Genomic DNA, 25,801 nt, shown 5'->3' with positions numbered 1-25,801 from the left:
TTCGTTTTTGGCTCCCTGCACCTTTGTATCGTCGGTTCGGCAAAAGCAACTAAGCCAACGCCTTCCGACTGAGATAAAAATTTTTAACCAAAACAATTACAGTTATGTACGCTTTAAAAAACAAAGTGCAGTTGATCGGAAACATGGGTGCCAAAGCAGAAGTGCGCACCACAGACAGTGGAAAGAAAATGGCAAGGTTCAGCCTGGCTACCAATGAGAGCTATCGCAATGCGAAAGGTGAAAAAATAACAGAAACGCAATGGCATCAGGTAGTGGCCTGGGGCAAGGTGGCTGAAATAGTCGAGAAGTACACGGACAAGGGTTCGGAGCTGGTGGCGGAAGGCAAGCTGGTGCACCGCAGCTACGAAGACAAAGAAGGTAACATGAAGTACATTACCGAAGTGCAGCTAAATGAGCTCCTCCTCCTGGGCGACAGAAGCTCATCGAAATAATGCTATCAACTTTAAATGCTGGCCGGTCAACTGATCGGCCAGTTTCTTTTTACAACTTTCTTAACTTCACGATCTCCATGAAGAATTCAGACACATCCAATCAGCTTTTCCAGCTGGCAGCCTCTTTTGTCAACCATACCAGCAGACACTTGTTTCTGACCGGAAAGGCTGGCACGGGAAAGACCACTTTTTTAAAACACATTGTAGAAACCACCGGGAAAAACTATGTGGTAGTGGCACCCACAGGTGTAGCCGCTATCAACGCAGGCGGGGTCACCATGCACTCCTTTTTTCAGCTTCCATTTGGGCCCTTCCTTCCTATCAAGCGCAATTGGACGGGGCAGGAAACCGACGGCGCTCACGACAAGCTATCGCTGTTTCAAAAAATGAAAATGCACAGCAACAAACGTAAGTTGATGCAAGAGCTTCAGCTGCTGATCATCGACGAGGTATCCATGGTGCGTGCCGACATGCTCGATGCCATCGATCAGATCCTTCGTCATTTTCGCAGGCGATTTCACGAGCCATTTGGTGGCGTGCAGGTGCTTTTGATAGGCGACCTGTATCAGCTACCGCCAGTGGTGCAAGACCATGAGTGGACTTTGCTTGAGGAGCACTACAAAAGCCCTTTCTTTTTTGATGCCCACGTAATGTCCGAAGCATCTGTCTTGCGCATTGAATTGCAGAAGATTTACCGCCAAACGGAAAAGGACTTCATTGGCCTACTCAATGGCATCAGAACCAACACCGTTACCAGAGAACAGCTGGCCATGCTCAACAGGCGTTTCATTCCTGACTTCAGAATTCCTGAAGGAGAAAACTATATAACTCTCACCTCCCATAACCATAAAGCGCATGCCATCAACGAAGAAGAACTCTTAAAGCTGCCTGGCAAGACCTACAATTTCAAAGCGTCAGTGGAAGGTGAATTCAGCGACAGGGCCTATCCTGCCGATGAGATTCTGCAATTGAAGGTCGGTGCTCAGGTGATGTTCATCAGGAACGACAAGGGAGAAGAAAGGCAGTACTATAATGGTAAAATAGGCATCGTCAAAAGTATTGACAACGACAAGATCATTGTTTCGACGCCGGAAGACAATTCGACTATACGGCTGGTGCAGGAAGAATGGCAGAACATGCACTATTCTTTCAATAGCGAAAAGAACAGCATTGACGAAAAAATTATGGGGAGGTTCAAGCAGTATCCTGTGAGGCTGGCCTGGGCCATCACCATTCACAAGAGCCAGGGCTTGACGTTTGATAAAGCCATTATCGACGCCGGGCAGTCGTTTGCCTCCGGGCAAGTGTACGTGGCCCTCAGCCGACTGACCAATATGGAAGGGCTGGTTTTGCGCTCGGCTATTCCTCCTCAAAGCATCTTAAGCGACGAAAAAGTCAATGAGTTTGTCTCTCAGTCTGAGAACGAAGCATCGCTTTCTCCACTGCTAAAAGTAGAACAAAAGACATTCATCGAAAATAAATTGATGACCACCTTCCAATGGCAGCCTATTTGCCAGGAAGTGACCGATTTCTACAAGGGCTTTGATGGCCGCCAGGTGCCCAATAAAGAAGAAGCAGTTGAGTTGTTCAGTAAAATGGTGCAAACCACGCTTGGTCACAAAGATGTGGCGGATAAGTTCCTGGCCCAACTTCAAGGCTTGTTGCCCCACGCAGAGCAAGACAGATACGCTCAGCTCCACGAACGCATGTCGGCTGCACAGGCTTATTTCGATAAGCGAATGGCTGAAGAAGTCTTCGAGCCCCTGAAAGCTCATATCGCTTCAATGATGAAAAAGCAGCGTATAAAAAAGTACCTGAAAGAACTACACGCACTTCAGGTGCAGTTGCTTGCCCGGCAACAATTGATTGAACAGGCCCTGCTGCTAACCAAAGGCTTAAGCGAGGGAATCGACAGCAGCCAGGTGTTGCAGCAAGCCGACAAACATCACAGGGAAGTAGCTGAGAAGCTTCCGCCTCCTCCCCGGCTGCCCAAAGCCAAGGTAGGCGACAGTAAGCAAACATCAATGGACTTGTTCAAAAAGGGCAAGTCCATTGCTGATATAGCCGAGGAAAGAGGATTGGCCGTGGGCACTATCGAAGTCCACCTGATCGATTTTATCAAGACGGGAGAGCTCTCCATTTTTGATCTTGTTCCAGTAGAAAAAGTGGAAAAAATACTTCCATTGGTTCAAAAGGCTGAGAATTTCAGCGCCACTCCTATCAAGGTTCAGCTAGGCGATGACTATAGCTATAATGACATTAGAGCCGTTTTCAATCATTTCCTCTGGAATCAAAGTCAGAATTGAGAAAAATTTGGTATCTTATATTCAGCGCAAAGAATCATGAAGAGTATAAACATTAAGATAGCCGACGAACTCTATGAGAAGAGTTTAGCTTATGCTGAAAAACATGGAACAACATTAAATGAAGTGGTTGTTCAGTTTCTAAAAAAGATGGTGACAGGCGACAACCACTCTCTTAGTCAAAAACTTAAAACCCTTCAATCTCAAATTGGTGTTCAGACGAGAAATTCAAGTTTTACTCGTGATGAGCTATATGAAAGATAACAGAAAAAAAACTAGCCCAAAACCTTCCAGCCCAGTCTGCTTCAATGACAGTCCCGAACTCCGGGAGGAATACAAGGCTTTTCCCAGACCTGAAAAACAAGAACCAAATCAGACCAAAACCAAAGGCAAAAAGGACAAATAACCCTTAAATGCTTTCTCCGGCGACTATCCTCCGCACAATTCTTGTGATCCGCTGTTCGTTATGTACCTTGCAACTCCTACAAACTCAATAGCTATGAAGAAAATTATCAGTATTTTACTCATCGCAGGTGGTGTATACCTGGGATATGAAGGTGTAACCCAGCTCCAGAATTCATCGGCATCGTTGAAAGTGGGCAAGTTGGAGCTTTCTGCTAAAAATGAAACTAGCGCAACTACCGCCTACATCTATCTTGGTTTCGGAGTGCTCCTGGTTATTGGGGGAGTCTATGTCCTGAGAAAATCATAAAAAAAAATGTCAGGTCACATGACCTGACATCCATTTCTCCAGCGCAATTAAAAACTTCTGCTTAGCTTTTGATTTCGGCAGTACCAGAGCCCGTGCTGACTTTTATTCTTACATCAGAAGAACCTATTTTCTTTGTTTTCTTCACAGTCGTGTTACGACCATTTCCTACCTCCTCCGTACTGTCAAAATCAAAAGGGGCGTCAATATCGCCATTGTCTTTATTGGCTTCCATCACTACCACACCCTCAATCTTGTTCCCTTCAAAGTCCAGCGTTGAATCTCCTGAGCCACTGTTAACCGATATATCATAAGCTGGCGTGGCAGCTAAGGACACCTCCACGTCGCCAGAGCCCGAATTGAATGAGCTTTTTCCTAAAAGCGTCAACTTTTCAGCACTCACATTTCCACTTCCCACATTGGCGCTCACTTCAGCATTGACAGCGTACAAGTCGATATTGCCAGAACCGGCATTAAATGTAAGATCTCCTTTAGACTCTCTGGCTCTGATATTACCAGACCCGGTGTTCACTCTGATTTTTCCATCCGAGTTTTCAATTCTGGTGTTTCCAGAGCCCGAATTAGTGCTTAGGTCAGCCATCAGCCCACTAATTTGCACATCGCCGCTACCAGTATTGAAGCTGATGTTAACTTCATCCGGCACCTTAATTGTCCATTTTGAGTCTCCACTCCAGCTTCTCCGGTTCTTCATCTTCTCCTCATTGATCACGAGCGTAGACCCCTTTTGCTCTATAGTAGGCTCATAGTCGTCTATATCATGCTCCAATGCCACATATACTTTACCATCCGCAGATTTCTCAAAAAAGGCATCGCCGGACGAAATGCTCATAGTTACTTTATTAATACCACTGAACGTTCTGTCTACCTTCTGCTGTGCTGTTGCCATTCCCACCACCATAAACAGTAAGGCTACAGTTAATCCTGGTTTGTTGAGTAATTTCATAGTTTTTGACTTAGAGTGATTAACCTATTTATGACAAAAGACATAGGTCGACCAAAAAGGTTGCACGTCAAACTGTCATCACTTATTTACTCATTTCGCAAAGAGGCGGTCGGATTGCGGCGGGCAGCCTGCAAAGACTTGTAGCCAACGGTAAGCAACGCTATCAGGGCAACCACAAGTCCGGTTACTGCAAATGTTGATACCGAAAGCCCTTCTGCGTAGGCGAAGCTGCTTAGCCATTTGTCCATCAGCCAATAGGCCAGTGGGCTGCCCAATGCGAAACCAATCAGCACCAGCAACAGAAACTCTTTTGAGATCAGGTAGACCAGCTGCTGGTTGGAGGCTCCCAGCACTTTCCTGATGCCAAACTCCTTCAGCCGCAGTGAGGTTGCGAAACTGGCCAGGCCAAGCAGGCCGAGACAGGCAATAAAAATTGCCAACCCCGCCGCCAGCGCAAAGACGGTTCCTCTCTTCACATCATCCCTATAATACCGTTCCCACTGTTGGTCAAGAAAATTGTATTCGATGGAACCCTCAGGAGCAAACTTATCATGCACAGCACTTGCATGTTCCAGTACATTAGACGGGTCGCCTTTGGTGTTGAGCACGAAGTAGTCGATAGACATTATCACATTGTTCCACGGGCCAATCACCATGGGGCCAATCTCCTGATAAAGGGACTCGAAATTGAAGTTTTCCACGATCCCGACTACCTGGAAAGTAATGGATTCTTCCCCGTCGTGAAACTGAATCCTCTCACCAACGATGCCTTCACCCCCGAGCATTGCAGCTGCTTTTTCATTGAGTAAAACATGGAGAGAATCTAACTGGTCGTTACCTGAAAAATTGCTCCCCACCGTTAATTTGATATCGAACGTCTCAAGTGCATCAGGGTCAAAACCCATAAAACGCATCAGTTGGGGGTCTTCGCCTGCCATCTTTGTCACAGAAACAGCTGGCAGTGATTTCCACTCACCAGGTACCCGGCTTACTGCCGCCACATTCAGAACATCAGGGTGCGCTGCAAACTCGCTCTTCATGGCTCTGAAGCTTCTCCGGACATTTCCTGAGTTAATATCAATCACCATTTTTCGTTCTTTGTCGAATCCCATATCCCGGTTTTGTACATAGTCCATTTGATTATACACCACAGCGGTAGCAATGATCAGAACAATGGACAAAGAGAATTGGAAGACCACTAATACTTTTCGGGATATCAAATTACCAACCTTTTGAAAGTGCCCGCCCAGCACCTGGCCCGGTTGATACGCTGAAATAATAAAAGCAGGTACCAAGCCGGAAAAGATGCCCGTTATAGTGCTCACACTGAAGATTGCAACAAGGATGAAAGGCTGCTGAAGATAAGGGATCTCGATAGTTCTTTCAGTAAGACTATTGAACCAGGGAAGTGCCAGTTCGATAAGCCCTAATGCGGCAATTAATGCCACAGTTGAAACCAACATCGACTCCACTAAAAATTGGCTTATCAGCTGCCCCTTCGATGCACCAACCACTTTGCGAATACCCACCTCCTTACGCCTGAAAATAGCTCTTGCGGTGGCCAGGTTGATGTAATTGATGACAGCGATGACTAGCACAAAAACTGCAATGAGCCCGAAAATAATGATGTATTGCTGATTACCCTTGGCATGCTGCGTGGGAGTGTCAATGTCTACAGACCTGAGGTGCACATCCGTAAGTGGCTGCAACTCAAAATCCCTTGTCTCCCACTGCTCTCCCAGGTTGTCTTTCAGAAACGCTTCCTTCTTTTGCATGACAGAGGCAACCGCCGACTGATCATTTAGCACCAGAAAAGTGCCGCAATTTCGAGGCTCCCAGCTTGCGAAATATCTTTGGTAATTTTCGCTCCACATTTTTATGTCGGCGAGATAAAAGAAATCAGGTTGAAAGCTTGAATTTTTTGGCACATCCTCTATCACAGCCACCACCTTACAGGAGCCAAATCGGTCAGAGTCAATCATTTTGCCAACAGGGTTCTCAGCACCAAAATACTTTTTGGCTGCCGAATGAGTCAAGATCAGGTCCACACCATTGTTTCCAACATCCTGGGCGATGCTTCCTGCTGTGAATCGGTGGTCAAACACCTCAAAATATGACTTCTCAACTACATAATAATTTCGCTCCAGAAATTTCTTCTCGCCGATTGTGTGCATAGCACCGCCAAAAATAAACACCCTGGCGACGTTCTCTACCTCAGGAAACTCAGCTTTCAACGCCCCTCCCATGGCCCAGTTCGTGAAAATAGTTTTCACTTCTCCCGCTTCAGGAGTAGTCCCACTTTCTACAATTCTATAAATCTTATCAGCTTTCGAATGATACAAGTTGAAGCTTTGCTCATATCTGATATAGAACATGAGGATCAAAAACACTCCCAGGCCTACCGACAAGCCCAGGACATTGATCAGTGTGTAGCCTCTGTGCCGCAGGCTGTTGCGGAGTGCTGATTTCAAGAAGTTCGTCAACATAGTGATAGTGGTTTTACTTTGTCGGCGCTTTTGCAATCATCGTTCCATAATTTAATTAACTGACAGTCAATTAATTGCAAATATTTTATTTCCAGCTACAAAGCTGTTTTGCCCGCCAGCGGACGGTACCGGTCACTGCCAAACATCCCAAATATTAACCAGCCTGGAGCTCCTTTCTGCCCGGCAAGAGCACAGCTATAATGCCCAGCAGGGGCAGGAAAGAACAAATAGCAAAAACATATTCAATGCTGGTTCTATCAGCTAGTTCCCCGAGCAAGGCCGACCCGATGCCGGCGGTACCGAAAGCCAGGCCAAAGAACAGTCCGGCAATCATGCCCACTTTCCCAGGCACCAACTCCTGGGCATAAACGAGAATGGCGGAGAAAGCTGACGACAATATGAGTCCAATAACTACGCTTAATACTCCCGTCCAGAACAGGCTGGCGTAAGGCAGTATCAGTGTAAAAGGCGCTGCGCCAAGTATCGAGAACCAGATCACATACTTGCGACCAAACCGATCTCCCATGGGGCCTCCCAGGAAGGTGCCGGCAGCAACAGCAAAAAGGAACATAAATAAGTACAGCTGCGATGCTTTTACCGACACATCAAATTTTTGAATCAGGTAAAAAGTAAAATAGCTGCTCATGCTGGTCATATAGATATACTTGGAAAAAATGAGCAATAACAAAATAGTCAACGACCAAACTACCTTCTTTACCGGAAGGGCGAATATTTTCTCCGGCTCGGCAACGGCTCGCTTGGCTTTCCTGCTCTTAACCACCAACTGAAACTTGTACCATTTGCCGACGTTGGCCAATATAATCATCGCCAACAAGGCCAGCAGAGAAAACCATATGACGTGAAATTGCCCAAGCGGGACAATGATCAACGCTGCCAGCAACGGCCCAAGGGAGCTTCCCGCATTGCCTCCCACCTGAAACAACGACTGAGCCATTCCATGACGGCCGCCGGAAGCCATGTGCGCCATGCGGGAGGCTTCCGGATGAAAAACAGATGAACCCAGGCCTATAAAAGCCGCTGACACAAGAATCATAGTGAAGCTTCCGGCCATAGACATACCCAGCAGCCCTAATAGGGTGAAGCCCATTCCAGCAGCAAGTGAAAATGGCTGTGGCCGCTTATCTGTAAATGCACCCACTACAGGCTGAAGCAGGGAGGCAGTCAGCTGAAACGTAAGTGTAATCAAGCCAATCTGGCTAAATGTGAGCTGATAATTCTCCTTCACCATCGGGTAAATGGATGGGATCAGCGACTGCATAGTGTCGTTCAACAGGTGTGAAATACTAAGAGCCACCAAAATGGAAAATGTGGCTTTGTTGGTGGTTTCGTTGGCCATGGTGGCCGCAACTGCTCCGTTGTTCATCAATCTTCTTGTAATATGTCACCCAAAACTTTGGCCGTCCTTCATATCAATTGCAAATTAACGCAGATGTCAGGAATAAAATTCTCAAAAGCGTTGAAATGAATGGCGGCATTCCGGCGTGTACGATGCCTGACTGCACATTAAAGGAACCTTTGCCCCAAATACGGCTCAATTGCCAGTGGGTTGTTCTATGAAAGGCTGCCCGAAAGAAACGCAGCAGGAATTAACCTAACGACGCTAAATCTATCACCATGAATCGCTATTTGCTTCTTTTTGCGCTGATCGTCGGTTGTAAAGGCCAGCCTGAAAAGCCGTGGGAATACCTTGGCCAGTCAACGCCAGGCACCACTCCTGAAATGTTTGCTCCTGCGAATGTCTCAACTGGTAATAATGAAAGAGATTTTGCGATTTCCCCTGATGGAACTGAAATCTACTATTCTCTGGTGGGCGTCCAAAAGAGTGTGATAGTAATGCGCAAGTATAGTGGAGGGCGATGGGAAGACCCGGCGATTGCTTCTTTCTCTGGTAATAGTTATGACATTGAACCTGCCTTCTCGCCCGATGGGTCGAAGCTTTATTTTGCCTCAAGGCGGTCGCTAACGGATAGTGGGCCCGACAAAGACTTTGATATTTGGTATGTCGAAAAGCAAAAGGACGGCAGCTGGTCGGAAGCCAAAAATATGGGAGCGCCTGTGAATTCCGATGGCCATGAGTATTACCCGTCTGTCGCCAAAAGCGGCAACCTTTATTTCACACTCAGGCTGGAAGAAGGTGGCATGGGAGGAGAAGATATCGTTTTTTCCAAATTTGAAAATGGCAAGTTCACGGCACCTGAGCCATTGGACTCTACGGTCAATTCATCCACCGACGAATACAACGCCTTCGTTGACCCGGACGAACAGTTTATCATTTTCGGATCCTGGCAAAGGGAAGGTAGCCAGGGAGGTGGCGATTTATACATTAGCAGAAAAGATGCTGCAGGAAAGTGGCAGCCGGCAGTTAACATGGGTGATGCCATTAACAGCCCCAGGCTCGACTATTGCCCTTACGTTTCTCCCGACGGCCAGTGGCTTTTCTTTACCAGTGAAAAAGTCAAATCATCCGATCAGACGGAAGGCTCTCTAACATACGAAGGATTTGTCGGGCAGATCAGTTCCCCTGGCAATGGAAGGGGAGATATTTATTGGGTGAGGATGCCGGTAGCCGAAAAATAACAGGCTGGGAAAAAAGAAAGCGCTGGGAAACCCAGCGCTTTTCAATCAGGAACCTAACCTAATCAACCTATATTATCTTTCTGGGGTCAATCCAGCTTCACCTGCATGCGACCCAGCTTAGTACCTTTGTTATACACCTCGATCTTGTAAATTCCGGTGGTCAATTTTTCTTTAGGTGTAAAAACCATTTCTACCCGTTGAACCATCTCAAACTGGCCCGGATAAACTCCTAGGCTTGCGACAGGGTTGCCATCTCCCTGCAAGAGGTGGTGTGAAACAGTACCATCGGCTTTGGAATAAACTTTTGAACCAGGAGACACTACTTTGAACTCAAGGCCACCAAGAGCACTCTGTGGCACGTCGAACACGAAGTTGATTTTCTTGGCTTTCTTAGCTCTTACCGTTAATTTTTCATTCTTTTTGGTGACGAGCACAAGGTTATCCTCGGTCAAAGCAGTAAGAAGACCCATGTTTTCAGTAAGGACTTTGTTGTCCATTTCCAACTGAGCAATCATAGCATTAGCATTGGCGTTCTCTTTTCTCAGGTTGCCGTTTTCATCCCGAAGCTTGCTGATTTCTCCGTTAAGGCTGGCAATCTGCGAATCAAGACCTGACTTCAAAGCTTTCAACTCAGCTATTTGCCTGTTCAGTTCTGCAATAGAGCCATTGCTCCGTTTGATCTGGCTTAGCTGCGCTTCCTTCTGAGCCAGGTTATCGTTCGCCTGAGCCAGGAGATGATCAAGATTGGCATTTTTGCCTGTCAGAGAGGCTATCTCTTTTTTAAACTTATCAATCTCTTTTTGAAGTTGAAGTTTCTCTGAAAGCAATGCTTCAGATTTAAGCTTCTCCTCGTTAAGACTGGCGACCGCCTCCTTGTTCAGAGTGATATAGTGGGCGCCAATAAAAAGGCTTACAAACAAAAGCCCGGCTATTACATAAGCTGTGACTTTAATTCTCGATGTTGATGATGACTCGCTCATACTTTTGATGTTTATGATGCAATTGTACGGCGGTCATCTAAAGGCCCTATTAGTGCGAGATTAAAATGGCATTAATTTTTTTTCTCGACCGGAAGCGTTAGGGTAAAAGTGCTGCCCTTGCCCTTTTTTGAGATAAGTGTGAGCGTGCCCTCGTGCAGTTTCACTATTCTTTGCACCAGCGACAGCCCAATGCCATGGCCTTTGATGTTTTGGGCGTTGCTTCCCCGGTGGAAAGGCTCGAAAATCAACTCCTGCTCTTCTTCGTCTATGCCGATGCCAAAATCCCGGAAAGTCAACACCAGCTGTCCTCCGTCTGGTTCAACGCTTACCTGCACCTCATGAGGGTCAGAATATTTGCACCCATTGTCCATCAGATTGAGTAAAGCTGTTTTTATCAGCTGCTCATTGCCTACGATGGTCATCTGATCATCCTCCAAATCCTCGTTGAACGATATTGAGACCTTGTATGATGGATTTCTTTTCTGGAGCTCACCAGCGCTTTGCCAGAGAAGCTCGTCCACCCTGATGGAACCGAAAGAGCTTTCAACACTCTCGGAGCTCGCCTGCGCAAGCAGGAGCAGCCGGTTAGACAGATAATTCAGGTTCTTGATATCGTCAAGAACAGAATTTACGGTGCGCTTGTAATCTTCGGCAGTTCTGTCGCTCAGCAAGGTCACTTCAAGCTGGCCGGTAATAGCAGTAAGTGGCGTTCGCAACTCATGCGAGGCATTGGCAATGAAGTTCTTCTGGAGCTTAAAGGCCTCTTCCAGCCTGTCGAGCATGTCGTTGAATGTGCCTGCCAGCTGCGCCAGCTCATCAGTTTGATTTCCCTCGTCTACCCGGCTGCTCAGGTTACTGATACCAATGGCGTCGACCTGGGCGATTACCCGGGAAATAGGACTTAGGGTACGTTGTGCAAAAATTCGCCCTGATATGAAGGTAAAAAGCAGACCTGCGCCGAAAACGATGAAAAGCACATTGCGCAGGTTGTTCAGTTTTCGATAGCCAAAAATATCCGTAGCCGAAGCCACCACCACCACTCTGTCATATTGGTCCGTAAAAAGCACTCCAAGCACTTCCTGATTTCCGAATACAAATCTGACTTCCCCCTCAAGCCTGATCCTGTTCAGTAGAGCCTCATTCACCTCCACTGTCTGCACCCCTTCTGAACTATACAGCACCTGATTTTGATAGTCGAAAATGGTAATCTCCTCATTTGGCAAGCTCACCGGGTTGTTCTCCTCAATCTTCCGCAGCAGCTCTGCATCCACCTCCTCTACTTCAATAAGCAGTTTGGCCACATTTCTGGCTTTGTTTTCTATCCTTTCATAAAACTCTTGTTTGCGGTACTGAGCCGATAAGTAGTAGATAGCTAACGAAGAAGCGCCCATGATCAGCGCCACTATCAGCAAGAAAAGGAAGGTAAGCTTGTCCCTGATTTGCATTAGGCTTTTTCAAAAATATACCCCATCCCTATCCGGGTATGGATGAGCTTGTCCTCAAAGTCTCTGTCTATCTTTTTCCTCAGGATATTGATATATACTTCTACCACATTGGTGCCCGTATCAAAATCTATGTCCCACACCTTCTCTGAAATATCCATTTTTGACACCACTCTGCCTTTATTCCTCATCAGGTATTCGAGCAAACCAAATTCCTTGGCAGTCAGGTCTATTTGTTTGTTCCCCCGGTGAGCCACCTTTTTGTCGAGATCTAGGGTCAAGTCAGCTACTGTCAGCACATGAGAGACTACTTCCTCTCTCTGGCTTCGACGGGTGAGTGCTTTGAGCCTGAGTAAAAGCTCCTTGAATTCAAAAGGCTTGACCAGATAGTCGTCGGCACCAGCCTCAAAACCGTTGACTTTGTCTTCGGTGGTACCCAAAGCAGTGAGCATGATTACCGGCAGTGAGGGTTTGTTGTTCTTTATAGCCCGACAAAGTTCTACCCCGCTGATAAAGGGGACTATCACATCCAGGACTGCGACGTCGTAAGCTCCCTTTAGAAATAACGTTAGGCCCATTTGCCCGTCAGTAGCCAGGTCAACCACATAGCCCTGCTCTTCAAGCCCCTGCTTGATAAATGATGCTACCTTTGCTTCGTCTTCTACCAGTAGTATGTTCATAGAAATCTATTAAAGATAAGAACTACTATGAGTCCAACTCACTAAAGTCACGGCAAAGTACATGAATCTCCTCTGCAACTCTTTAAAAGCCGATTACAATGCAGAGATATGAAAAAAGCGTAAGCAACAAATTAAAACGCCCTTAAAAACAACTTTTTCCTTGCCAACACGTATTTGTATGTACATACATATAAATGTATGAAAATTGGACAAAAGAGATTAAAAACTAACTTTAGTTCTGAGAGGAGAACCAAAAAATGAAAACTATTTTGCACAAAGCCAATACGAGAGGACATGCTAACCACGGTTGGCTCAATTCCTATCACACTTTCAGTTTTGCACAATACTACGATCCTGAAAGATTGCATTTTGGTGTTTTAAGGGTTTTGAACGATGACACCGTTAGCGGTAGCATGGGCTTTGGCACTCACCCACACGACAATATGGAAATCATCTCCATTCCATTGTCAGGCGACCTTGAGCATCAGGACAGCATGGGGAACAAACAGGTGATAAGGCAGGGAGATGTGCAGGTACTGAGTGCCGGCACAGGCATCTACCATAGTGAGAAGAACTTCCACAAAGACAAAGAAGTGAAATTCCTTCAAATCTGGATGTTCCCCAACAAAAAGGATGTGACACCCCGCTATGACCAGATCACCCTGGACGCTGACAAAAAACACAATGCATGGCAGCAGGTGTTGTCGCCCAATGCGGATGATGAAGGTGTTTGGGTACACCAAAACGCCTGGTTTAGCATGACCAAACTGGACGCAGGCAAGTCGCTCGACTATCAGGTAAAAGGAAAAGGCAATGGGCTCTACTACTTTATTCTGGAAGGCGATGTAGAAGTGGACGGGCAGAAACTGGGAAAACGAGATGGCTTCGGAGTGTGGGAAACCGAACTGAGTAAGCTAACTGCTTCCACCAATGCGGAGGTGTTGCTCATGGAAGTGCCAATGAACTAAATCAGTTACGGCTGGCGGATTGATCTGCCAGCCTTTTTAATATCTTACAACCATGCTAGAAGTAAAACAACGGGAAGAAGACTCAAAAGGATCATTCTACATAGAAATCGAAGGTCGCAAAATGGCCGAGATGACCTATAGCAAGGCTGGCACAGATCGTATCATTATCGACCACACCGAAGTGGACGGCGAATTGCGTGGTCAGGGTGCAGGTAGGCTAATGGTAGAAAGCGCCGTAGCTTATGCCAGAGCAAAGAAGATTAGCATCATCCCTCTTTGCCCCTTTGCCAGGTCCGTATTTGATAAGAACCCCGAATTAAGAGACGTGTTATGAACCTGGACGCTTATGAGACTATCAATAACCCCGACAAAAAGAGGTTTGAGTTAGAGATTGATGGTGTTCTGTCTGTGATAGAATACACGTTTAAGAAATCAACTAATCAAATGTTCCTTGTTCATACAGAGGTTGATCCGTCGTTAAGAGGAAAAGGTGTGGCCAGTAAAATTGTGAAAGAAGCACTGGACATTATTAGAAAAGAAGGCCACGAACTGGTACCGCTCTGTCCGTTTGTGGTAGCATTTTTGAAAAAACACAAGGAGTACCATGACTTGATGAATGAGAAAAACCAAGCACGATTTAAATAACACCCATGGCAGAAGCAACAGCAACTCCAAACAACACAAATTTTCAGGTGAGTGCAAAAATTCGCCAGCACGAAGTATTGCTCGATGAACCCGAAGAAAAAGGAGGGGGAGATACCGCCCCTACTCCCACCGAACTTGTTTGTGCAAGCCTTGCTGCCTGCACCACTATCACGTTGCAGATGTATATCCAGCACAAAGGGTGGGAGGCATCGGTGAAATCGGTGAACGTGGTTTACGAAACTATTGATGGTATAGGCACCTTCCGGCGGCAGGTAGTACTGCAAGGACATACACCGGAACAGCTGCCAAGGCTGACTTCTGTTGCCAATAGCTGCCCCATCCACAAGCTTCTTTCAAAAGCCAACCCAATAGATACCAGAATAAGATAATTCAATATGGCCGACAAGATAAAAGAGTATAGCAATGGCGAAGTGACCATCATTTGGCAGGCTGAAAACTGCCAGCACTCTGAAAAATGCTGGAGAGGCTTGCCCGGAGTTTTCAACTACAAGGAACGTCCCTGGATAAAGCCTGAAGGCGGAACGACTGAAGAAATTATTGAGCAGGTAAAGAAATGTCCATCGGGTGCCCTTACCTACAGAATGACGAGCAAATAGACCGGTTTGGTGCTGTAACTTCATCCTGAAAATAGACCTGTTAAATCATTTATTTATATTTAGTCTAAATAAGCTTTAATTTCTCAAGGGACTTGCTGTTATTTGCAGACTGAGGATAAAATGCCTGATGTCTGCACCTAACGTAATCGTAGCTGATACACATGAGTTGTCCGTTGCCGGGTTATTATACCTGGTGCATCAAGCTTTTGAATCCGTACAGGTAGAAACGGTCAAGAGCCGTGTTGCATTGAGCAACGTCCTGAAAAATTTTCCGTCCGGCATCCTTATAGTCAATCCATATGGGGTGAAAGACCTGGATCCAGCGAGTCTCTTAGAAGTGCTTGCTGACAACCCTCAAGTATACCCTCTCCTACTTGTTTCCCGCATCGATCAGGAAGACTTAAAGCCGCTGATCAAATTCGGTGCCATTGGCATCATCACCAAAAACTGCAGCCAACGGGAGGTTTTGGCCGCCCTGGAAGCTGCGATTCATCAGGAAAAATTCGTTTGCAACAAAGTGATGGAAGCCTTCCTGGCCGAAAACGACGCAGCCGACGACCTGCAGTCAGAGAAAACGCTTTCTGAAAGAGAAATCGGGGTTATCCGGTTCATAGCCAAAGGCCTGTCAACAGAAGAAATTGGAGAGGAGCTGCACCTCAGCCCTCATACCATTCACGCCCATCGCAAAAACATCCTGAAGAAAATGAATGTGAAGACGCCGGTGGAGCTCGTCGTAAAAGCGATACGGGAGAAGCTTATTACGGTTTAATTTCCTCAATCAGTCAAAACTAAACTTACTAGTTGTATGTGGATGAGCTATAAGAAAATTTTTATAGCTCATAAAATACCCATATATTGAGCTATAAATAGAAAAATATAGCTCATGACTTGGAACTGGCAACACAAAGAGTGGCCCCAATTCAAATACAAAGTTGATATTTACGAAGCCTACGAACGAGACTTCCTCCACAGAGCGGGGATTATGTTTGGAAGCATGAAGCATGTCAGTGTGGCTGACCAAGATGTTCTGAAGGTTGATTTAATGAGTAATGAAGCTTTTAAAACATCAGAAATCGAGGGTGAGCTTTTGAATAGGGAGTCTCTACAGTCTTCTATTCGACGACAATTTGGCTTCAAAACTGATCATCAACGGAGAATTACTCCCGCTGAAGAGGGAATAGCTGAGCTAATGATCGACTTATATAAGACCTATAACACCCCCTTGGATGAACATCAGCTCTTTTCCTGGCATGAAATGTTGACCTCCGGGAGAAGAGATCTGTTGGATATTGGCAGATATAGAACACATGAGGATCCCATGCAAGTGGTGTCAGGAGCACTCGGCAACCCCAAGGTGCACTATGAGGCCCCGCCCTCTTCAAGAGTGAAAAAAGAAATGGACACCTTCATCGCATGGTTCAATGCAACAAACAAACCCGCTTCTGACCCGCTCTCGCCACTTATACGGGCAGGGATAGCCCACCTATACTTCGAAAGCATTCACCCCTTTGAGGATGGAAACGGGAGAATAGGAAGGGCTATATCCGAAAAAGCACTTTCTCAGGCGCTTGGAAAACCTACACTCATTGCCATTTCTCATGTTATAGAAAGCAACAAAAAGGAATACTATGAGGCTCTCCAAAACAATAGCACGAGTTTAGCTATCGATCAATGGCTGGAATATTTTTGCCATCTGGTTATACAAGCGCAGAGTCACACGCAAAGCACAATTGACTTCCTGATTGAAAAGGGTAAATTTTTCCATCGGTTTTCAAATGCATTAAACCCACGTCAGACGAAAGTAATAGAGCGAATATTTAAAGAGGGTATAAACGGCTTTAAAGGCGGCATTAGTGCTGAAAATTACATTCGTATTACTCAAACCACCGCCTCTACCGCTACCAGAGACTTGCAAAACCTCGTCGAGCAAGGGGCACTCAAAAGAACAGGGGCACGAAAAGGAACAAGGTATTATCTAAACATCAACCACGAAAGCACGGCAGTCTACTAGCTTATTGACCTCCTGTTTTTAGCAATTTGAGATCCTTCAGCCGGCTGGCGCCTTCACTACACATTTTCGAAAAACACCACACACAACTGACTCGTTCGTAGTGATATGTGATTTCTTTCTGCTGCGAAAGCATCGAATAGCTTAAACAAGCTATCATTAATCCCCACTGCAAGCACTTCCTGTACTTAAAGAAGCAGTTATTTAAGCTCAATCAAGCGATTGACAGCCCAATCTCCCCGGCCTACATTTACCATTATTTAAAACGATTCTAAATAAATGAAACATATCAATCTGTTTAGCATTTCGGCTGCGTGCCTGCTCCTTTTCAGTCAATGTGGGCCCGCAAATACAAACTCAGAGAGCATAGAAAACTCAGTTCCCGAAAAGGGTTCACTAAAAATAGTCAGTATTGGAGGGACTTTGTCTGAGATAGTCTGTGCACTGGGAAGCTGCGATCAGGTTATCGCCGCTGACAAAACCAGCACCCGACCAAAAAGCCTGCAAACCCTGCCTTCGGTAGGCTATCGCACTGGCATCAAAGCCGAAGGCGTTGTGTCGCTGGATGCTGATATTGTATTAGCTGAGGAAGACCACATCAATGCCGAGGTTGTTACTCAGTTACAAGCGACAGCCTTGCCAGTCCATACGTTCAAACATGAACTTAACGTCGCTTCTACCAAAAAGATAATAGCTGAGATAGGCAAAATCATTAACAAGGAGCAGGCGGCAAAAGAGTTGGTTGCCACACTAGAGAAAGACCTTCTTTCGTTGGATTCTATGATCAGCCTTACCACCACAAAACCAAGAATGCTGTTCGTCTATGCCCGGGGGCTCGGTTCACTGAGTATCTGCGGCAAAAACACATTTGCAGAGGAGCTCATCAAAATGGCTGGTGCGCAGTTTGCTGTTGACGAAGTGTTCGACTACAAGCCACTGACACCGGAGGCCCTGGTCGCAGCCAATCCTGACTACATCTTGTTTTTCGACAGTGGGCTCGAAAGCCTGGGCGGCATTGAGGGAGCTTTGCAGATTCAGGGGATGATGCAAACGACCGCCGGGGAAAAAGAGCAAATACTTGCCATGGACGGGCTTTGGCTTTCAGGCTTTGGGCCGGGCGTGGGCAAGGCAGCTATTCAGCTGGCGACTAGCATTCACCCTGAGCTGGCAGCACACAACGTAGCCGAAAGCAACTAACCTATGCAAGTGGCTACCCTACCGGCAATGAAAGCTAAAAGCAAGCTCACTACCAATTCTGCCATACTCGGCAGCCTGGTAGCGCTGCTTGTGTGCACCATGTTCATTTCGCTTCGTGTCGGTGCGCTTGGCATCAGCGTTGGCCAAATTGTTAATATTCTCCTCCACAACCTGGGACTCGATGTGGCAGATGTCAGCGCAAGAGACTCAGCAGTTTTGTTGTCGATTCGTCTTCCCAGGCTGGTGCTTGGTGTGGCGGTTGGAGGTGCCCTGGGAATTTCGGGTGCCGCATTGCAGGGTCTTTTCAGAAATCCGCTTGTGGAGCCCGGCATTATTGGTGTTTCCAACGGAGCCGCTTTGATGGCTGTCGTTGTGCTGGTTTTTGGCCCAACGTTCGCCGCATTTCTAACTCCGGGTCTTACAACGTGGCTACTACCAGTGGCAGCCTTTTCAGGTAGTCTTGCCGCCACTTATATCGCCTATCAATTCAGCAAAGGTGCGTATCAAACCGACGTCACCATTCTCATTCTTGCAGGTGTAGCCATCACTGCTCTTTGTGCAGCCCTCATGGGCATCGTCATCTTCCATTCTAACGAAACGGCGTTGCGCTCCTTCACTTTCTGGAGCATGGGCGATTTGAGTGGTGCCTCATGGGATAAAATAGGGTTAGCCATCTGGCTTATCGTGCTGCCTGCTGTGGCCCTTATCGGGCAGAGCCAGGCACTCAACGCCATGGCACTGGGAGAATCCGAAGCCCGCCACCTGGGCGTGGAAGTAGAAAAAATCAAACACAGGATCATTTTACTAAGTGCGCTGGCAGTGGGTGCATCGGTTGCCATGGCCGGAGCCATCGGGTTCATAGGGTTGGTTGTGCCACACATTCTGCGCATGGCGTTTGGTCCGGATCACAAACTGATACTTCCGGCTTCAGCCATAGGGGGTGCTATTTTACTCACAGTAGCAGATATGATCGCCAGAACAATTGTTGCTCCTACAGAGCTCCCCATCGGCATTATCACGGCGCTAATGGGAACGCCATTTTTCATCTGGATGCTTGCCTCAGCCAGAAAAAAAAGAATTCAGATTTAATCGAACACTCATGTATCAGGGAAAAAATATAAGTTATTCTGTAGGCAATAAGAAAATACTCGACCAGGTATCGGTCGCCGTTTTCCCGGGCAAGTTTACCGCCATTGCCGGCCCCAATGGTGCCGGCAAATCAACACTTTTGAAAGCACTATGCCGGGACATACTCCCTGACGAAGGAGAAATAAGCATCAACAATCAAGCAATGTCCACCTATACTTCAAGGGAGCTGGCATTGACCAGGGCGGTGCTTCCCCAAAAAACACACCTGAGTCTGGCCTTTACTGCTGAAGAAGTGGTGATGCTCGGAAGAACCCCCCACAGCACAACCAATAGTCAAAACGAAGAAATTACGAGAGAAGTAATGCAGGAGGCAGATGTTTATCACCTGAAGCATAGGGTATATCAAACACTGTCGGGTGGCGAGCAGCAAAGAGTGAACCTGGCCAGGGTACTTGCTCAATTGCTCGACCAGCAGGAGCACCCAATTTACCTCCTACTCGACGAACCGACCTCAAGCCTGGACATAGCGCAGCAGCATGGCTTGCTCGACATCGTTCGGCAAAGGTGCGTGGAGCGTGGATATGGAGTAGCGGCTGTGATACATGACCTCAACCTTGCCGCTCAGTATGCCGACTACTTTCTATTTATGAAAAACGGGAAAGAAGTGGGGCAGGGCCCCAGCCAGCTTATGCTCCGAAAAGAAATAATCGAGCATACGTTTTCATACCCGGTCGAGCTGATTTACAGTGAGAATAGCGACATACCTATGATATACACAATGGGTTCCATCCCTTTTGAAACTACACCCCTTTTGAACGAAACGATAAATAGCAGATAATGGAAAACTTAGCAATCGATAAAACTGATGTTGAGGCATTAAAAAAAGCCTGGGCAGAGATTCAAGCCGCACAACCAAATGTGAGAATCAGAAATGCTGCTCAGGAGCTGGGAGTAAGCGAAGCAGTGCTTTTGGCAACAGAAGTAGGCCCTGCCTGTGTGAGACTGGAAGCCACCCCTGAACGAAGCTGGCCTGATTTTTTGAAACGACTACCGGAGCTTGGCTACGTGATGTCGTTAACCAGAAACGATGCATGTGTACTGGAGCACAAGGGCAAGTTCCAGAAAGTGGAAACTTTTGGCGAAGGCGAAAGAGCCATGGGAACTGTGATTGGCCCCATAGAAACCCGTGTTTTCTTTAGCGCCTGGCACGTTGGGTTTGCCCACCAAATGACCAAAGGCGACAGAACACTCACCAGTTTGCAGATTTTCGATAAGGCCGGAGAGGCGATCACCAAAATTTACCTACAGGAAAAAAGCAACAACGACGCCTTTCTGAAAATTGTTGAAGACTACCGGTCCGACAACCAGGAGCCGGGGCAAACGGTGGAGCCTTACAGCCAACCCACATTTGGGGACGCTATTGACAAGCCCGCCTTTCTTAAAGAGTGGAGCGAGTTGAAAGACACACACGACTTCTTTGGCATGCTGAAAAGGCACAATGTGCATCGCTACAAGGCGCTTGAAATTGCCAATGGCACTTTCAGTTACCCCATAAGCACTGACAACCTTCAGCAGGTACTCGAAACTGCCGCAAGCACCAAGCTTCCCATCATGATCTTTGCCGGAAACAGAGGCAACCTGCAAATACAGCAAGGAAAGGTAAAAACGATCCGTCTTCTCGAGGGCCAGGAGAAATGGCTCAATGTCCTCGACCCGGAGTTCAATATGCACCTGAAGCTGGAGGCCAGCCAAACTGCCTGGGTAGTACGGAAACCCACATCGGAAGGTAACGTCACCAGCATTGAAGTATTCGATGGAGAGAATAATATGATTGCCCAGTTTTTTGGCCTTAGAAAACCAGGCATTCCTGAATTGGAGGCATGGAAACAACTAGTCGACTCACTAACAAAGCTATAGGGATGCGAGTAGTTTTTCTCTTCACTTGTCTTTTGGTTGTTCATTCCGGCCTCGTGGCGCAGGATAGCCTGAAAAGCTACGTGATGGACGACATTGTTATCACAGGCCAGTTCGAACCGCAATCGGCCAGCAAGTCAGTGTATCAGGTGAGAACTATTGCCTTGGAAAGAATCCAATCGCAAGGAGCTAATCGTTTGCAGGACGTGCTGCAGACAGAACTCAACGTCAGGTTTTCTCAGGACATGGCACTTGGCGAGTCGAGTATGACACTGCAAGGGCTGGGCGGTCAAAACATCAAAGTGTTGATAGATGGCATGCCTTTGATTACGAGGGAGGGCACCTCTAACTCAGGCGCTCTTAATCAGGTCGATGTCAACAATATTGAGAAGATTGAGATAGTGGAAGGGCCCATGTCGGTAGTGTATGGTGCCGATGCGCTGGCAGGAGTCATCAATATTATTACCAAAAAGCCGGAGAATGATAAGCTTTCACTGGATGCCCGGGTGCAGGAAGAGTCTGCCGGATCGGAATACGGATTCGACAAGGGCGTTCACAATCAAAGCATCGGGGCAGGCTATACGCTGGGCAAAGTGTACACCCAGGCCAGGCTGAGTCACAACCAGTTTTATGGCTGGCAGGGTAACGCCGAGGGCCGGGACAAACAATGGCACCCAAAAAACCAATGGCTAACCAGCGGTCTCGTCGGCTTCAGAAATGATAAATCAAACATTTTCTACAAGCTCGACTATTTGGACGAGTCTATACAAAACCCTGGCGCTTTCAATGGCGGTGAGGCGCTTGATCAGGAGTATATGACCAAAAGGTTTAACCACCAGCTACAGGGCCAAACCAGGCTATTTGACAAATTGAGCTATAACGGCGCTGTTTCTCTTATCAATTTTAGCAGGCGCACACTGACAACCACAGTAGATCAGGAGACTGGCAATGTAAGGCTGGCTCTTAGCGCAGGTTTGCAGGATGTATCCTCTTATGACGGCGTTAGCCTCAGAGGCACTTTCCAGTATCAACTTTCATCTCAATGGTCATTTCAGCCAGGCTACGACATCAACCTGGAACAGGGAGAAGGGGGCCGCATCAGTGCTGACGCTCCCTGGCTGAACGACTACGCTTTCTTCTTTTCCAGTGAATACACCCCAACAGACAGAATAAGCATCAGGCCTGGGTTTAGGGTAATCAAAAACTCCGTTTACCAGGCACCGCCAGCAGTTCCGTCCATCAATACCAAGTTTCAGCTAACCGATAATTTGGTACTGAGAGCTGCCTATGCGAGAGGTTTCAGGGCGCCGTCATTAAGAGAACTATACTTCAATTTCTACGACGCCAGCCATTCCATCGAAGGAAACCCCGACCTGGATGCCGAACTATCTAACAGTGTGAATGGTGGACTTAGCTGGAAGGTGATGAGCACAGCCAAATCGAGAGTTGAAATGACGCTCAATGGCTTTTACAACGCAGTAGACAACATGATTAGCTACGGACAGAAACCTAGCAATAGCTTGATCACGACCTACATCAATGTCGATAAGTTTAAAACAAAAGGACTTATGTGGAACACCACCTATACAGACAAGGCTCTTGAAGTAAAAGTGGGGGTTTCCTATACAGGGCGATACAACCAACTAATAGGAGACGATAGCGAGCTTCCCGAATTCACCTGGACGCCTGAAGCGAACCTGATAACCACCTATCAACTGGGGCCTGCGGGGCTGACCTTCAATCTATTCTATAAGTATACTGGCTCGTTGCCTAACTATGAAGTTGGCACTGACGACGCTGGCAGCGAAACCATTCGGCTCACCAAAATTGACGGATACCACATGATGGACTTTACCACCAGCAAGGAACTATTCAGCTATCTGAGTGCTACGCTGGGAGTAAGAAACCTCTTCAACGTGACGAATGTAAACAACACATCAACAGACACAGGAGGAGCGCATAGTACGGGAGGTGCCAGGCCTATTGGCTATGGAAGATCCTATTTTCTGGGGCTCAGTTTCAACCTGAACAAGTAAAAAAATTTCTAATTCTATTTATAATAAGTCTAATTAAAATTAACAGTGAAGTAGCCATAAGAATAGTCATACCCAACGAAATGAGGTAGGTCGTTAAACAACCCATTTTCATTTCCAAAAGGATGTTGGCTATTCCATGTGGCCTTAAAAACAAAACTATATGCACATGAAATAGCCATAAGGAAAGTCCATACCCAGCGGAATGAATAAAGTCGGAGAATAGTCGACTATCGCTTCCAAAAGGTTTTGGCTATTCCATCTGGCCGCTAAAAAGTAAATTTTATACAGATGAAACAAACAATTACGCATTGGATAAAAGCCAAATATTTTATCCTGTCAATATGCTCGGCAGCCATTTTAACAGCATGCGGCGACGATGAACCGGCGCTTCCTGACAATCTTGTTAACTTCCCATCAGCTCAGCAAAGCATTACTGAAGATGAAAGCGAACTTGAGGTGGTTCTCTCATTTTCACGAGCCCTGGACGTGGCAACAGCTAATATAACGGTGGAGCTTTCCGGAGAAAACATTGCCCACGGAACCAAGTTCACCACCACGCCCGCAGCAAGCAACGACGCAATCACCCTTACAGTTGCTGAAGGCTCCGAGCAGGCATCCTTCACAGTTTCTAAGGTTGACGGAGCTCTTTTCGACGGAGATGAGGTGATCACGTTTACCCTCTCAACTTCTACCGATGGGCTTTTGCCTGGCACCACCGCCACCATGACGCTCAGCTTTGCTGAGATATTGGCGGCACAAGGTCAGATCGACATCGAAGGAGGAGGAGCTACCTACCCCAACAAGGTGTTTATCGACCTGAGCGCCAACCGGCAAACAGCAGTGAACCGTGACAGTTGGGATCTTGGCTTCTATTCGGGAGCCGATTTCAAAGTCATTCTCAACTCATCGGTAACCATGTTTGCCCAGGCACTGGAAAAGACTGATCTCGCAGAAGTAACTGCTACCGACACAGTTGGGTTTGCAGCAGCCATGAGCATCAACGCCTTTTCTACCGATGCTTTTGGCTGGATTGATGATCCAAGCGGTGACCTGGACAAAACGGCCATTGCAGAAATTTCAGCTAGTGCAGATGAAAATGTTGTGTATATCATCAACCGGGGAGAAGCGCCTGCCGCTACTGCTGGCGCACCTGGTGAAGCAAGAGGCTGGAAGAAAATCAAGATAAGCCAAACGGCAGACGGCTACCTTCTTCAGTATGCCGACATTTCCGCTACCACTTTTGAAGAAATCGAAATTGACAAAGTAGAAACTCAGCAGTTTGTCTATGCACACTTTGAAGACGGCATTGTGGACGTAGAGCCAGCCAAAGACAAGTGGGACATTGCCTGGACGGGCTTTATGAATTCCACCAATTTTGGCGGCGGCGCTATCCCTTACTATTTCCAGGACATCGTATTGCAAAATACAGCCGGAGTAGAAACGGCCATGGTGGTAACGGAAACTAAAAGCTACGAGAGCTTCAGCAGCAGCGACATAGCCAGCCTGGAATTCAGTGAAAGCCAGACTGCTATCGGCTCGACCTGGCGAGTAACAGGTGGGCCTGGTGGAAGTCAGCCGGGTGTATATGAGGACAGGTTCTACGTGATCAAAGACACAAGTGGCAACTACTACAAACTGAAATTTACTGCATTGATGCAGGGAGGCGAGCGTGGGAAACCGCAGATAGCCTACGAACTGCTTGACTGAAGCATCCTGGCTGCTAAGAGTTTACTGAATAACAAGTAGTTTAAGTAGGATGTAGTAGTAGGCAAGGCCGTTCCGGAAGGGGCGGCTTTCCTTTTCTCCGCTCTTTCTAAATCTGCAACAAAATCTTCCACGCTATCTCCACATACCCATCATGCAGGTATTGCTGGGCGAGCTGATGCAGTGCCTCCTCAAAACCAGTTGGGTCATTTTCGTATTCCGCTACCAGCAGTTGTACCTTCTCGTGCTTATGGTACTCTCTTACCTCTGCATCGCTTGGCAGGTGCTCCACATTACCTAACATGCCCAAATCGTTGCCAGTAAGCACATTACTTAGCCTTATACGCTCAGGTAGCTGATCCACCCCAATGCCTTTGGTCTCGAGGGGCTTCGGCACTTCAAATAATGCCTCACCGTGGGCCCTACAATACCAGTTGCCTCCCATGCGGGCGACTGCATCCACCTTTTCTGTATCCACCCTTCCCTGCTCATCCAATATCTCCTTTTTGAAATGCATGAGCAACACCTCACAAATCACCAGATTGCCAGCACCGCCCAGGTCTCCGAGCGGAATGATTTGTTTCACCTTACATTCAAAAGCTGCTGGCGACTCCCCTACCCTCGGCGGCTTCACTTTTTCTGAAGGAACTTCCGTAAACCCAGCCTTGATAAACTCATTGACGCCTTTCTCATATTCTGTACTGGACAGCGACATTTGCTGCACCATGGCATAGTTCACAATGTTGATCACCACTTCGCCATGTTCGTGCACATTGTCCAATGTGTGTTTGGTGGAATTGTCCCGCACCCTTCTTGATGGAGAAAAAATAAGAATGGGTGGGTTGGAACTAAACATATTGAAAAAGCTGAAAGGGCTGAGATTGACCTTTCCATCTTTATCAACTGTGCTGGCAAATGCTATAGGCCTCGGGGCTACCACTCCCTGCATAAGCCCGTGCAAAGCCGGAACGCTTATATCCTTCGGGTCAATGGTCATCAGCTGATCCAT

25 protein-coding genes are annotated in these 25,801 nt (G+C 47.0%); 18 read left to right on the top strand and 7 right to left on the bottom strand.

The annotated features are described in order from the left end of the window. The first annotated feature begins 104 nt into the window (after positions 1 to 104). The 4 genes from ssb (at position 105) to AAC052_RS23590 (ending at position 3,467) form a co-directional block, all read left to right on the top strand. Entirely contained in the window at positions 105 to 452 is a 348-nt protein-coding gene (gene ssb, locus AAC052_RS23605) for a single-stranded DNA-binding protein (protein ID WP_317490672.1), read from the top strand. Between the two features lie 77 nt (positions 453 to 529). Then, entirely contained in the window at positions 530 to 2,758 is a 2,229-nt protein-coding gene (locus AAC052_RS23600; protein WP_339815715.1) for a helix-turn-helix domain-containing protein, read from the top strand. Positions 2,759 to 2,794: 36 nt separating this feature from the next. Continuing rightward, positions 2,795 to 3,019 (top strand): hypothetical protein, encoded by a 225-nt coding sequence (locus AAC052_RS23595; RefSeq protein WP_317490670.1) that lies wholly within the window; start codon positions 2,795 to 2,797, stop codon positions 3,017 to 3,019. Positions 3,020 to 3,254: 235 nt separating this feature from the next. Continuing rightward, positions 3,255 to 3,467, top strand: coding sequence for a hypothetical protein (locus AAC052_RS23590; RefSeq protein ID WP_317490669.1), 213 nt, complete (start codon positions 3,255 to 3,257; stop codon positions 3,465 to 3,467). Positions 3,468 to 3,528: 61 nt separating this feature from the next. Here the strand turns inward: AAC052_RS23590 and AAC052_RS23585 are convergent, their stop codons facing one another. From AAC052_RS23585 to AAC052_RS23575, 3 genes are all read right to left on the bottom strand, one after another. Next, positions 3,529 to 4,428, bottom strand: a complete 900-nt coding sequence (locus AAC052_RS23585; protein ID WP_339815714.1) for a DUF4097 family beta strand repeat-containing protein — start codon at positions 4,426 to 4,428, stop codon at positions 3,529 to 3,531. 86 nt (positions 4,429 to 4,514) lie between these two features. Next, positions 4,515 to 6,914, bottom strand: a complete 2,400-nt coding sequence (locus AAC052_RS23580; RefSeq protein ID WP_339815713.1) for an FtsX-like permease family protein — start codon at positions 6,912 to 6,914, stop codon at positions 4,515 to 4,517. A 154-nt stretch (positions 6,915 to 7,068) separates the two neighbouring features. Further along, a complete protein-coding gene (locus tag AAC052_RS23575; protein ID WP_317490666.1) occupies positions 7,069 to 8,298 on the bottom strand; it encodes an MFS transporter in 1,230 nt (409 codons plus the stop codon). A gap of 251 nt (positions 8,299 to 8,549) precedes the next feature. Here AAC052_RS23575 and AAC052_RS23570 point away from each other — a divergent pair, with 251 nt between their 5' ends. Beyond that, on the top strand, positions 8,550 to 9,512 hold the full coding sequence (locus AAC052_RS23570; protein WP_339815712.1) for a hypothetical protein: 963 nt from the start codon (positions 8,550 to 8,552) through the stop codon (positions 9,510 to 9,512). Positions 9,513 to 9,598: 86 nt separating this feature from the next. Here AAC052_RS23570 and AAC052_RS23565 read toward each other — a convergent pair whose 3' ends face one another. The 3 genes from AAC052_RS23565 to AAC052_RS23555 all read right to left on the bottom strand — a co-directional run bounded on the left by AAC052_RS23565 (position 9,599) and on the right by AAC052_RS23555 (position 12,614). Then, positions 9,599 to 10,492 carry a hypothetical protein gene (locus AAC052_RS23565; RefSeq protein WP_339815711.1) on the bottom strand — a complete coding sequence of 298 codons (894 nt, stop codon included), beginning with the start codon at positions 10,490 to 10,492 and terminating at the stop codon, positions 9,599 to 9,601. A gap of 71 nt (positions 10,493 to 10,563) precedes the next feature. Next, positions 10,564 to 11,937 (bottom strand): HAMP domain-containing sensor histidine kinase, encoded by a 1,374-nt coding sequence (locus AAC052_RS23560; RefSeq protein ID WP_339815710.1) that lies wholly within the window; start codon positions 11,935 to 11,937, stop codon positions 10,564 to 10,566. Then, on the bottom strand, positions 11,937 to 12,614 hold the full coding sequence (locus AAC052_RS23555; protein ID WP_317490663.1) for a response regulator transcription factor: 678 nt from the start codon (positions 12,612 to 12,614) through the stop codon (positions 11,937 to 11,939). The genes AAC052_RS23560 and AAC052_RS23555 overlap by 1 nt, the downstream gene beginning before the upstream one ends. Before the next feature lie 257 nt (positions 12,615 to 12,871). On the opposite strand from AAC052_RS23555, the gene AAC052_RS23550 reads away from it, so the two are divergent. The 13 genes from AAC052_RS23550 (at position 12,872) to AAC052_RS23490 (ending at position 24,795) form a co-directional block, all read left to right on the top strand. Then, complete coding sequence (locus tag AAC052_RS23550) at positions 12,872 to 13,582, top strand: pirin family protein (RefSeq protein ID WP_317490662.1); 711 nt, start codon at positions 12,872 to 12,874, stop codon at positions 13,580 to 13,582. Positions 13,583 to 13,634: 52 nt separating this feature from the next. Beyond that, the gene (locus AAC052_RS23545; protein WP_317490661.1) at positions 13,635 to 13,916 is read left to right on the top strand and encodes a GNAT family N-acetyltransferase; all 282 of its coding nucleotides are present in this window, start codon (positions 13,635 to 13,637) and stop codon (positions 13,914 to 13,916) included. After that, positions 13,913 to 14,227, top strand: coding sequence for a GNAT family N-acetyltransferase (locus AAC052_RS23540; RefSeq protein ID WP_317490660.1), 315 nt, complete (start codon positions 13,913 to 13,915; stop codon positions 14,225 to 14,227). Before AAC052_RS23545 ends, AAC052_RS23540 begins: the two co-directional genes overlap by 4 nt. 5 nt (positions 14,228 to 14,232) lie before the next feature. Then, positions 14,233 to 14,616 carry an OsmC family protein gene (locus tag AAC052_RS23535; RefSeq protein ID WP_317490659.1) on the top strand — a complete coding sequence of 128 codons (384 nt, stop codon included), beginning with the start codon at positions 14,233 to 14,235 and terminating at the stop codon, positions 14,614 to 14,616. A gap of 6 nt (positions 14,617 to 14,622) precedes the next feature. After that, positions 14,623 to 14,844 carry a (4Fe-4S)-binding protein gene (locus AAC052_RS23530; protein WP_317490658.1) on the top strand — a complete coding sequence of 74 codons (222 nt, stop codon included), beginning with the start codon at positions 14,623 to 14,625 and terminating at the stop codon, positions 14,842 to 14,844. A 127-nt stretch (positions 14,845 to 14,971) separates the two neighbouring features. Beyond that, positions 14,972 to 15,613 carry a response regulator transcription factor gene (locus AAC052_RS23525; protein WP_317490657.1) on the top strand — a complete coding sequence of 214 codons (642 nt, stop codon included), beginning with the start codon at positions 14,972 to 14,974 and terminating at the stop codon, positions 15,611 to 15,613. 114 nt (positions 15,614 to 15,727) lie between these two features. Then, positions 15,728 to 16,855, top strand: coding sequence for a Fic family protein (locus tag AAC052_RS23520; protein WP_339815709.1), 1,128 nt, complete (start codon positions 15,728 to 15,730; stop codon positions 16,853 to 16,855). 276 nt (positions 16,856 to 17,131) lie between these two features. Then, a complete protein-coding gene (locus AAC052_RS23515) occupies positions 17,132 to 18,049 on the top strand; it encodes an ABC transporter substrate-binding protein (RefSeq protein WP_339815708.1) in 918 nt (305 codons plus the stop codon). A gap of 27 nt (positions 18,050 to 18,076) precedes the next feature. Then, a complete protein-coding gene (locus AAC052_RS23510; protein WP_339815707.1) occupies positions 18,077 to 19,138 on the top strand; it encodes an iron ABC transporter permease in 1,062 nt (353 codons plus the stop codon). 10 nt (positions 19,139 to 19,148) lie between these two features. Next, positions 19,149 to 19,976, top strand: a complete 828-nt coding sequence (locus AAC052_RS23505) for a heme ABC transporter ATP-binding protein (RefSeq protein ID WP_339815706.1) — start codon at positions 19,149 to 19,151, stop codon at positions 19,974 to 19,976. Then, positions 19,976 to 21,055, top strand: a complete 1,080-nt coding sequence (locus AAC052_RS23500) for a ChuX/HutX family heme-like substrate-binding protein (RefSeq protein WP_339815705.1) — start codon at positions 19,976 to 19,978, stop codon at positions 21,053 to 21,055. Before AAC052_RS23505 ends, AAC052_RS23500 begins: the two co-directional genes overlap by 1 nt. Before the next feature lie 2 nt (positions 21,056 to 21,057). Then, positions 21,058 to 23,088, top strand: coding sequence for a TonB-dependent receptor (locus AAC052_RS23495; protein WP_339815704.1), 2,031 nt, complete (start codon positions 21,058 to 21,060; stop codon positions 23,086 to 23,088). Positions 23,089 to 23,376: 288 nt separating this feature from the next. After that, entirely contained in the window at positions 23,377 to 24,795 is a 1,419-nt protein-coding gene (locus AAC052_RS23490) for an HmuY family protein (RefSeq protein ID WP_339815703.1), read from the top strand. A 106-nt stretch (positions 24,796 to 24,901) separates the two neighbouring features. Here AAC052_RS23490 and AAC052_RS23485 read toward each other — a convergent pair whose 3' ends face one another. Then, a complete protein-coding gene (locus tag AAC052_RS23485) occupies positions 24,902 to 25,801 on the bottom strand; it encodes a flavin reductase family protein (RefSeq protein WP_339815702.1) in 900 nt (299 codons plus the stop codon).

Source organism: uncultured Imperialibacter sp., assembly GCF_963974565.1.
In the GTDB taxonomy this organism is placed as follows: domain Bacteria; phylum Bacteroidota; class Bacteroidia; order Cytophagales; family Cyclobacteriaceae; genus Imperialibacter; species Imperialibacter roseus.
This window is presented reverse-complemented; position numbering and strand designations above follow the sequence as displayed.

Coding starts and splice junctions, on each gene's coding strand:
- ssb (WP_317490672.1), top strand. CDS start 105: ATGTACGCTTTAAAAAACAAAGTGCAGTTGATCGGAAACATGGGTGCC.
- AAC052_RS23600 (WP_339815715.1), top strand. CDS start 530: ATGAAGAATTCAGACACATCCAATCAGCTTTTCCAGCTGGCAGCCTCT.
- AAC052_RS23595 (WP_317490670.1), top strand. CDS start 2,795: ATGAAGAGTATAAACATTAAGATAGCCGACGAACTCTATGAGAAGAGT.
- AAC052_RS23590 (WP_317490669.1), top strand. CDS start 3,255: ATGAAGAAAATTATCAGTATTTTACTCATCGCAGGTGGTGTATACCTG.
- AAC052_RS23585 (WP_339815714.1), bottom strand. CDS start 4,428: ATGAAATTACTCAACAAACCAGGATTAACTGTAGCCTTACTGTTTATG.
- AAC052_RS23580 (WP_339815713.1), bottom strand. CDS start 6,914: ATGTTGACGAACTTCTTGAAATCAGCACTCCGCAACAGCCTGCGGCAC.
- AAC052_RS23575 (WP_317490666.1), bottom strand. CDS start 8,298: ATGAACAACGGAGCAGTTGCGGCCACCATGGCCAACGAAACCACCAAC.
- AAC052_RS23570 (WP_339815712.1), top strand. CDS start 8,550: ATGAATCGCTATTTGCTTCTTTTTGCGCTGATCGTCGGTTGTAAAGGC.
- AAC052_RS23565 (WP_339815711.1), bottom strand. CDS start 10,492: ATGAGCGAGTCATCATCAACATCGAGAATTAAAGTCACAGCTTATGTA.
- AAC052_RS23560 (WP_339815710.1), bottom strand. CDS start 11,937: ATGCAAATCAGGGACAAGCTTACCTTCCTTTTCTTGCTGATAGTGGCG.
- AAC052_RS23555 (WP_317490663.1), bottom strand. CDS start 12,614: ATGAACATACTACTGGTAGAAGACGAAGCAAAGGTAGCATCATTTATC.
- AAC052_RS23550 (WP_317490662.1), top strand. CDS start 12,872: ATGAAAACTATTTTGCACAAAGCCAATACGAGAGGACATGCTAACCAC.
- AAC052_RS23545 (WP_317490661.1), top strand. CDS start 13,635: ATGCTAGAAGTAAAACAACGGGAAGAAGACTCAAAAGGATCATTCTAC.
- AAC052_RS23540 (WP_317490660.1), top strand. CDS start 13,913: ATGAACCTGGACGCTTATGAGACTATCAATAACCCCGACAAAAAGAGG.
- AAC052_RS23535 (WP_317490659.1), top strand. CDS start 14,233: ATGGCAGAAGCAACAGCAACTCCAAACAACACAAATTTTCAGGTGAGT.
- AAC052_RS23530 (WP_317490658.1), top strand. CDS start 14,623: ATGGCCGACAAGATAAAAGAGTATAGCAATGGCGAAGTGACCATCATT.
- AAC052_RS23525 (WP_317490657.1), top strand. CDS start 14,972: ATGTCTGCACCTAACGTAATCGTAGCTGATACACATGAGTTGTCCGTT.
- AAC052_RS23520 (WP_339815709.1), top strand. CDS start 15,728: ATGACTTGGAACTGGCAACACAAAGAGTGGCCCCAATTCAAATACAAA.
- AAC052_RS23515 (WP_339815708.1), top strand. CDS start 17,132: ATGAAACATATCAATCTGTTTAGCATTTCGGCTGCGTGCCTGCTCCTT.
- AAC052_RS23510 (WP_339815707.1), top strand. CDS start 18,077: ATGAAAGCTAAAAGCAAGCTCACTACCAATTCTGCCATACTCGGCAGC.
- AAC052_RS23505 (WP_339815706.1), top strand. CDS start 19,149: ATGTATCAGGGAAAAAATATAAGTTATTCTGTAGGCAATAAGAAAATA.
- AAC052_RS23500 (WP_339815705.1), top strand. CDS start 19,976: ATGGAAAACTTAGCAATCGATAAAACTGATGTTGAGGCATTAAAAAAA.
- AAC052_RS23495 (WP_339815704.1), top strand. CDS start 21,058: ATGCGAGTAGTTTTTCTCTTCACTTGTCTTTTGGTTGTTCATTCCGGC.
- AAC052_RS23490 (WP_339815703.1), top strand. CDS start 23,377: ATGAAACAAACAATTACGCATTGGATAAAAGCCAAATATTTTATCCTG.
- AAC052_RS23485 (WP_339815702.1), bottom strand. CDS start 25,801: ATGGATCAGCTGATGACCATTGACCCGAAGGATATAAGCGTTCCGGCT.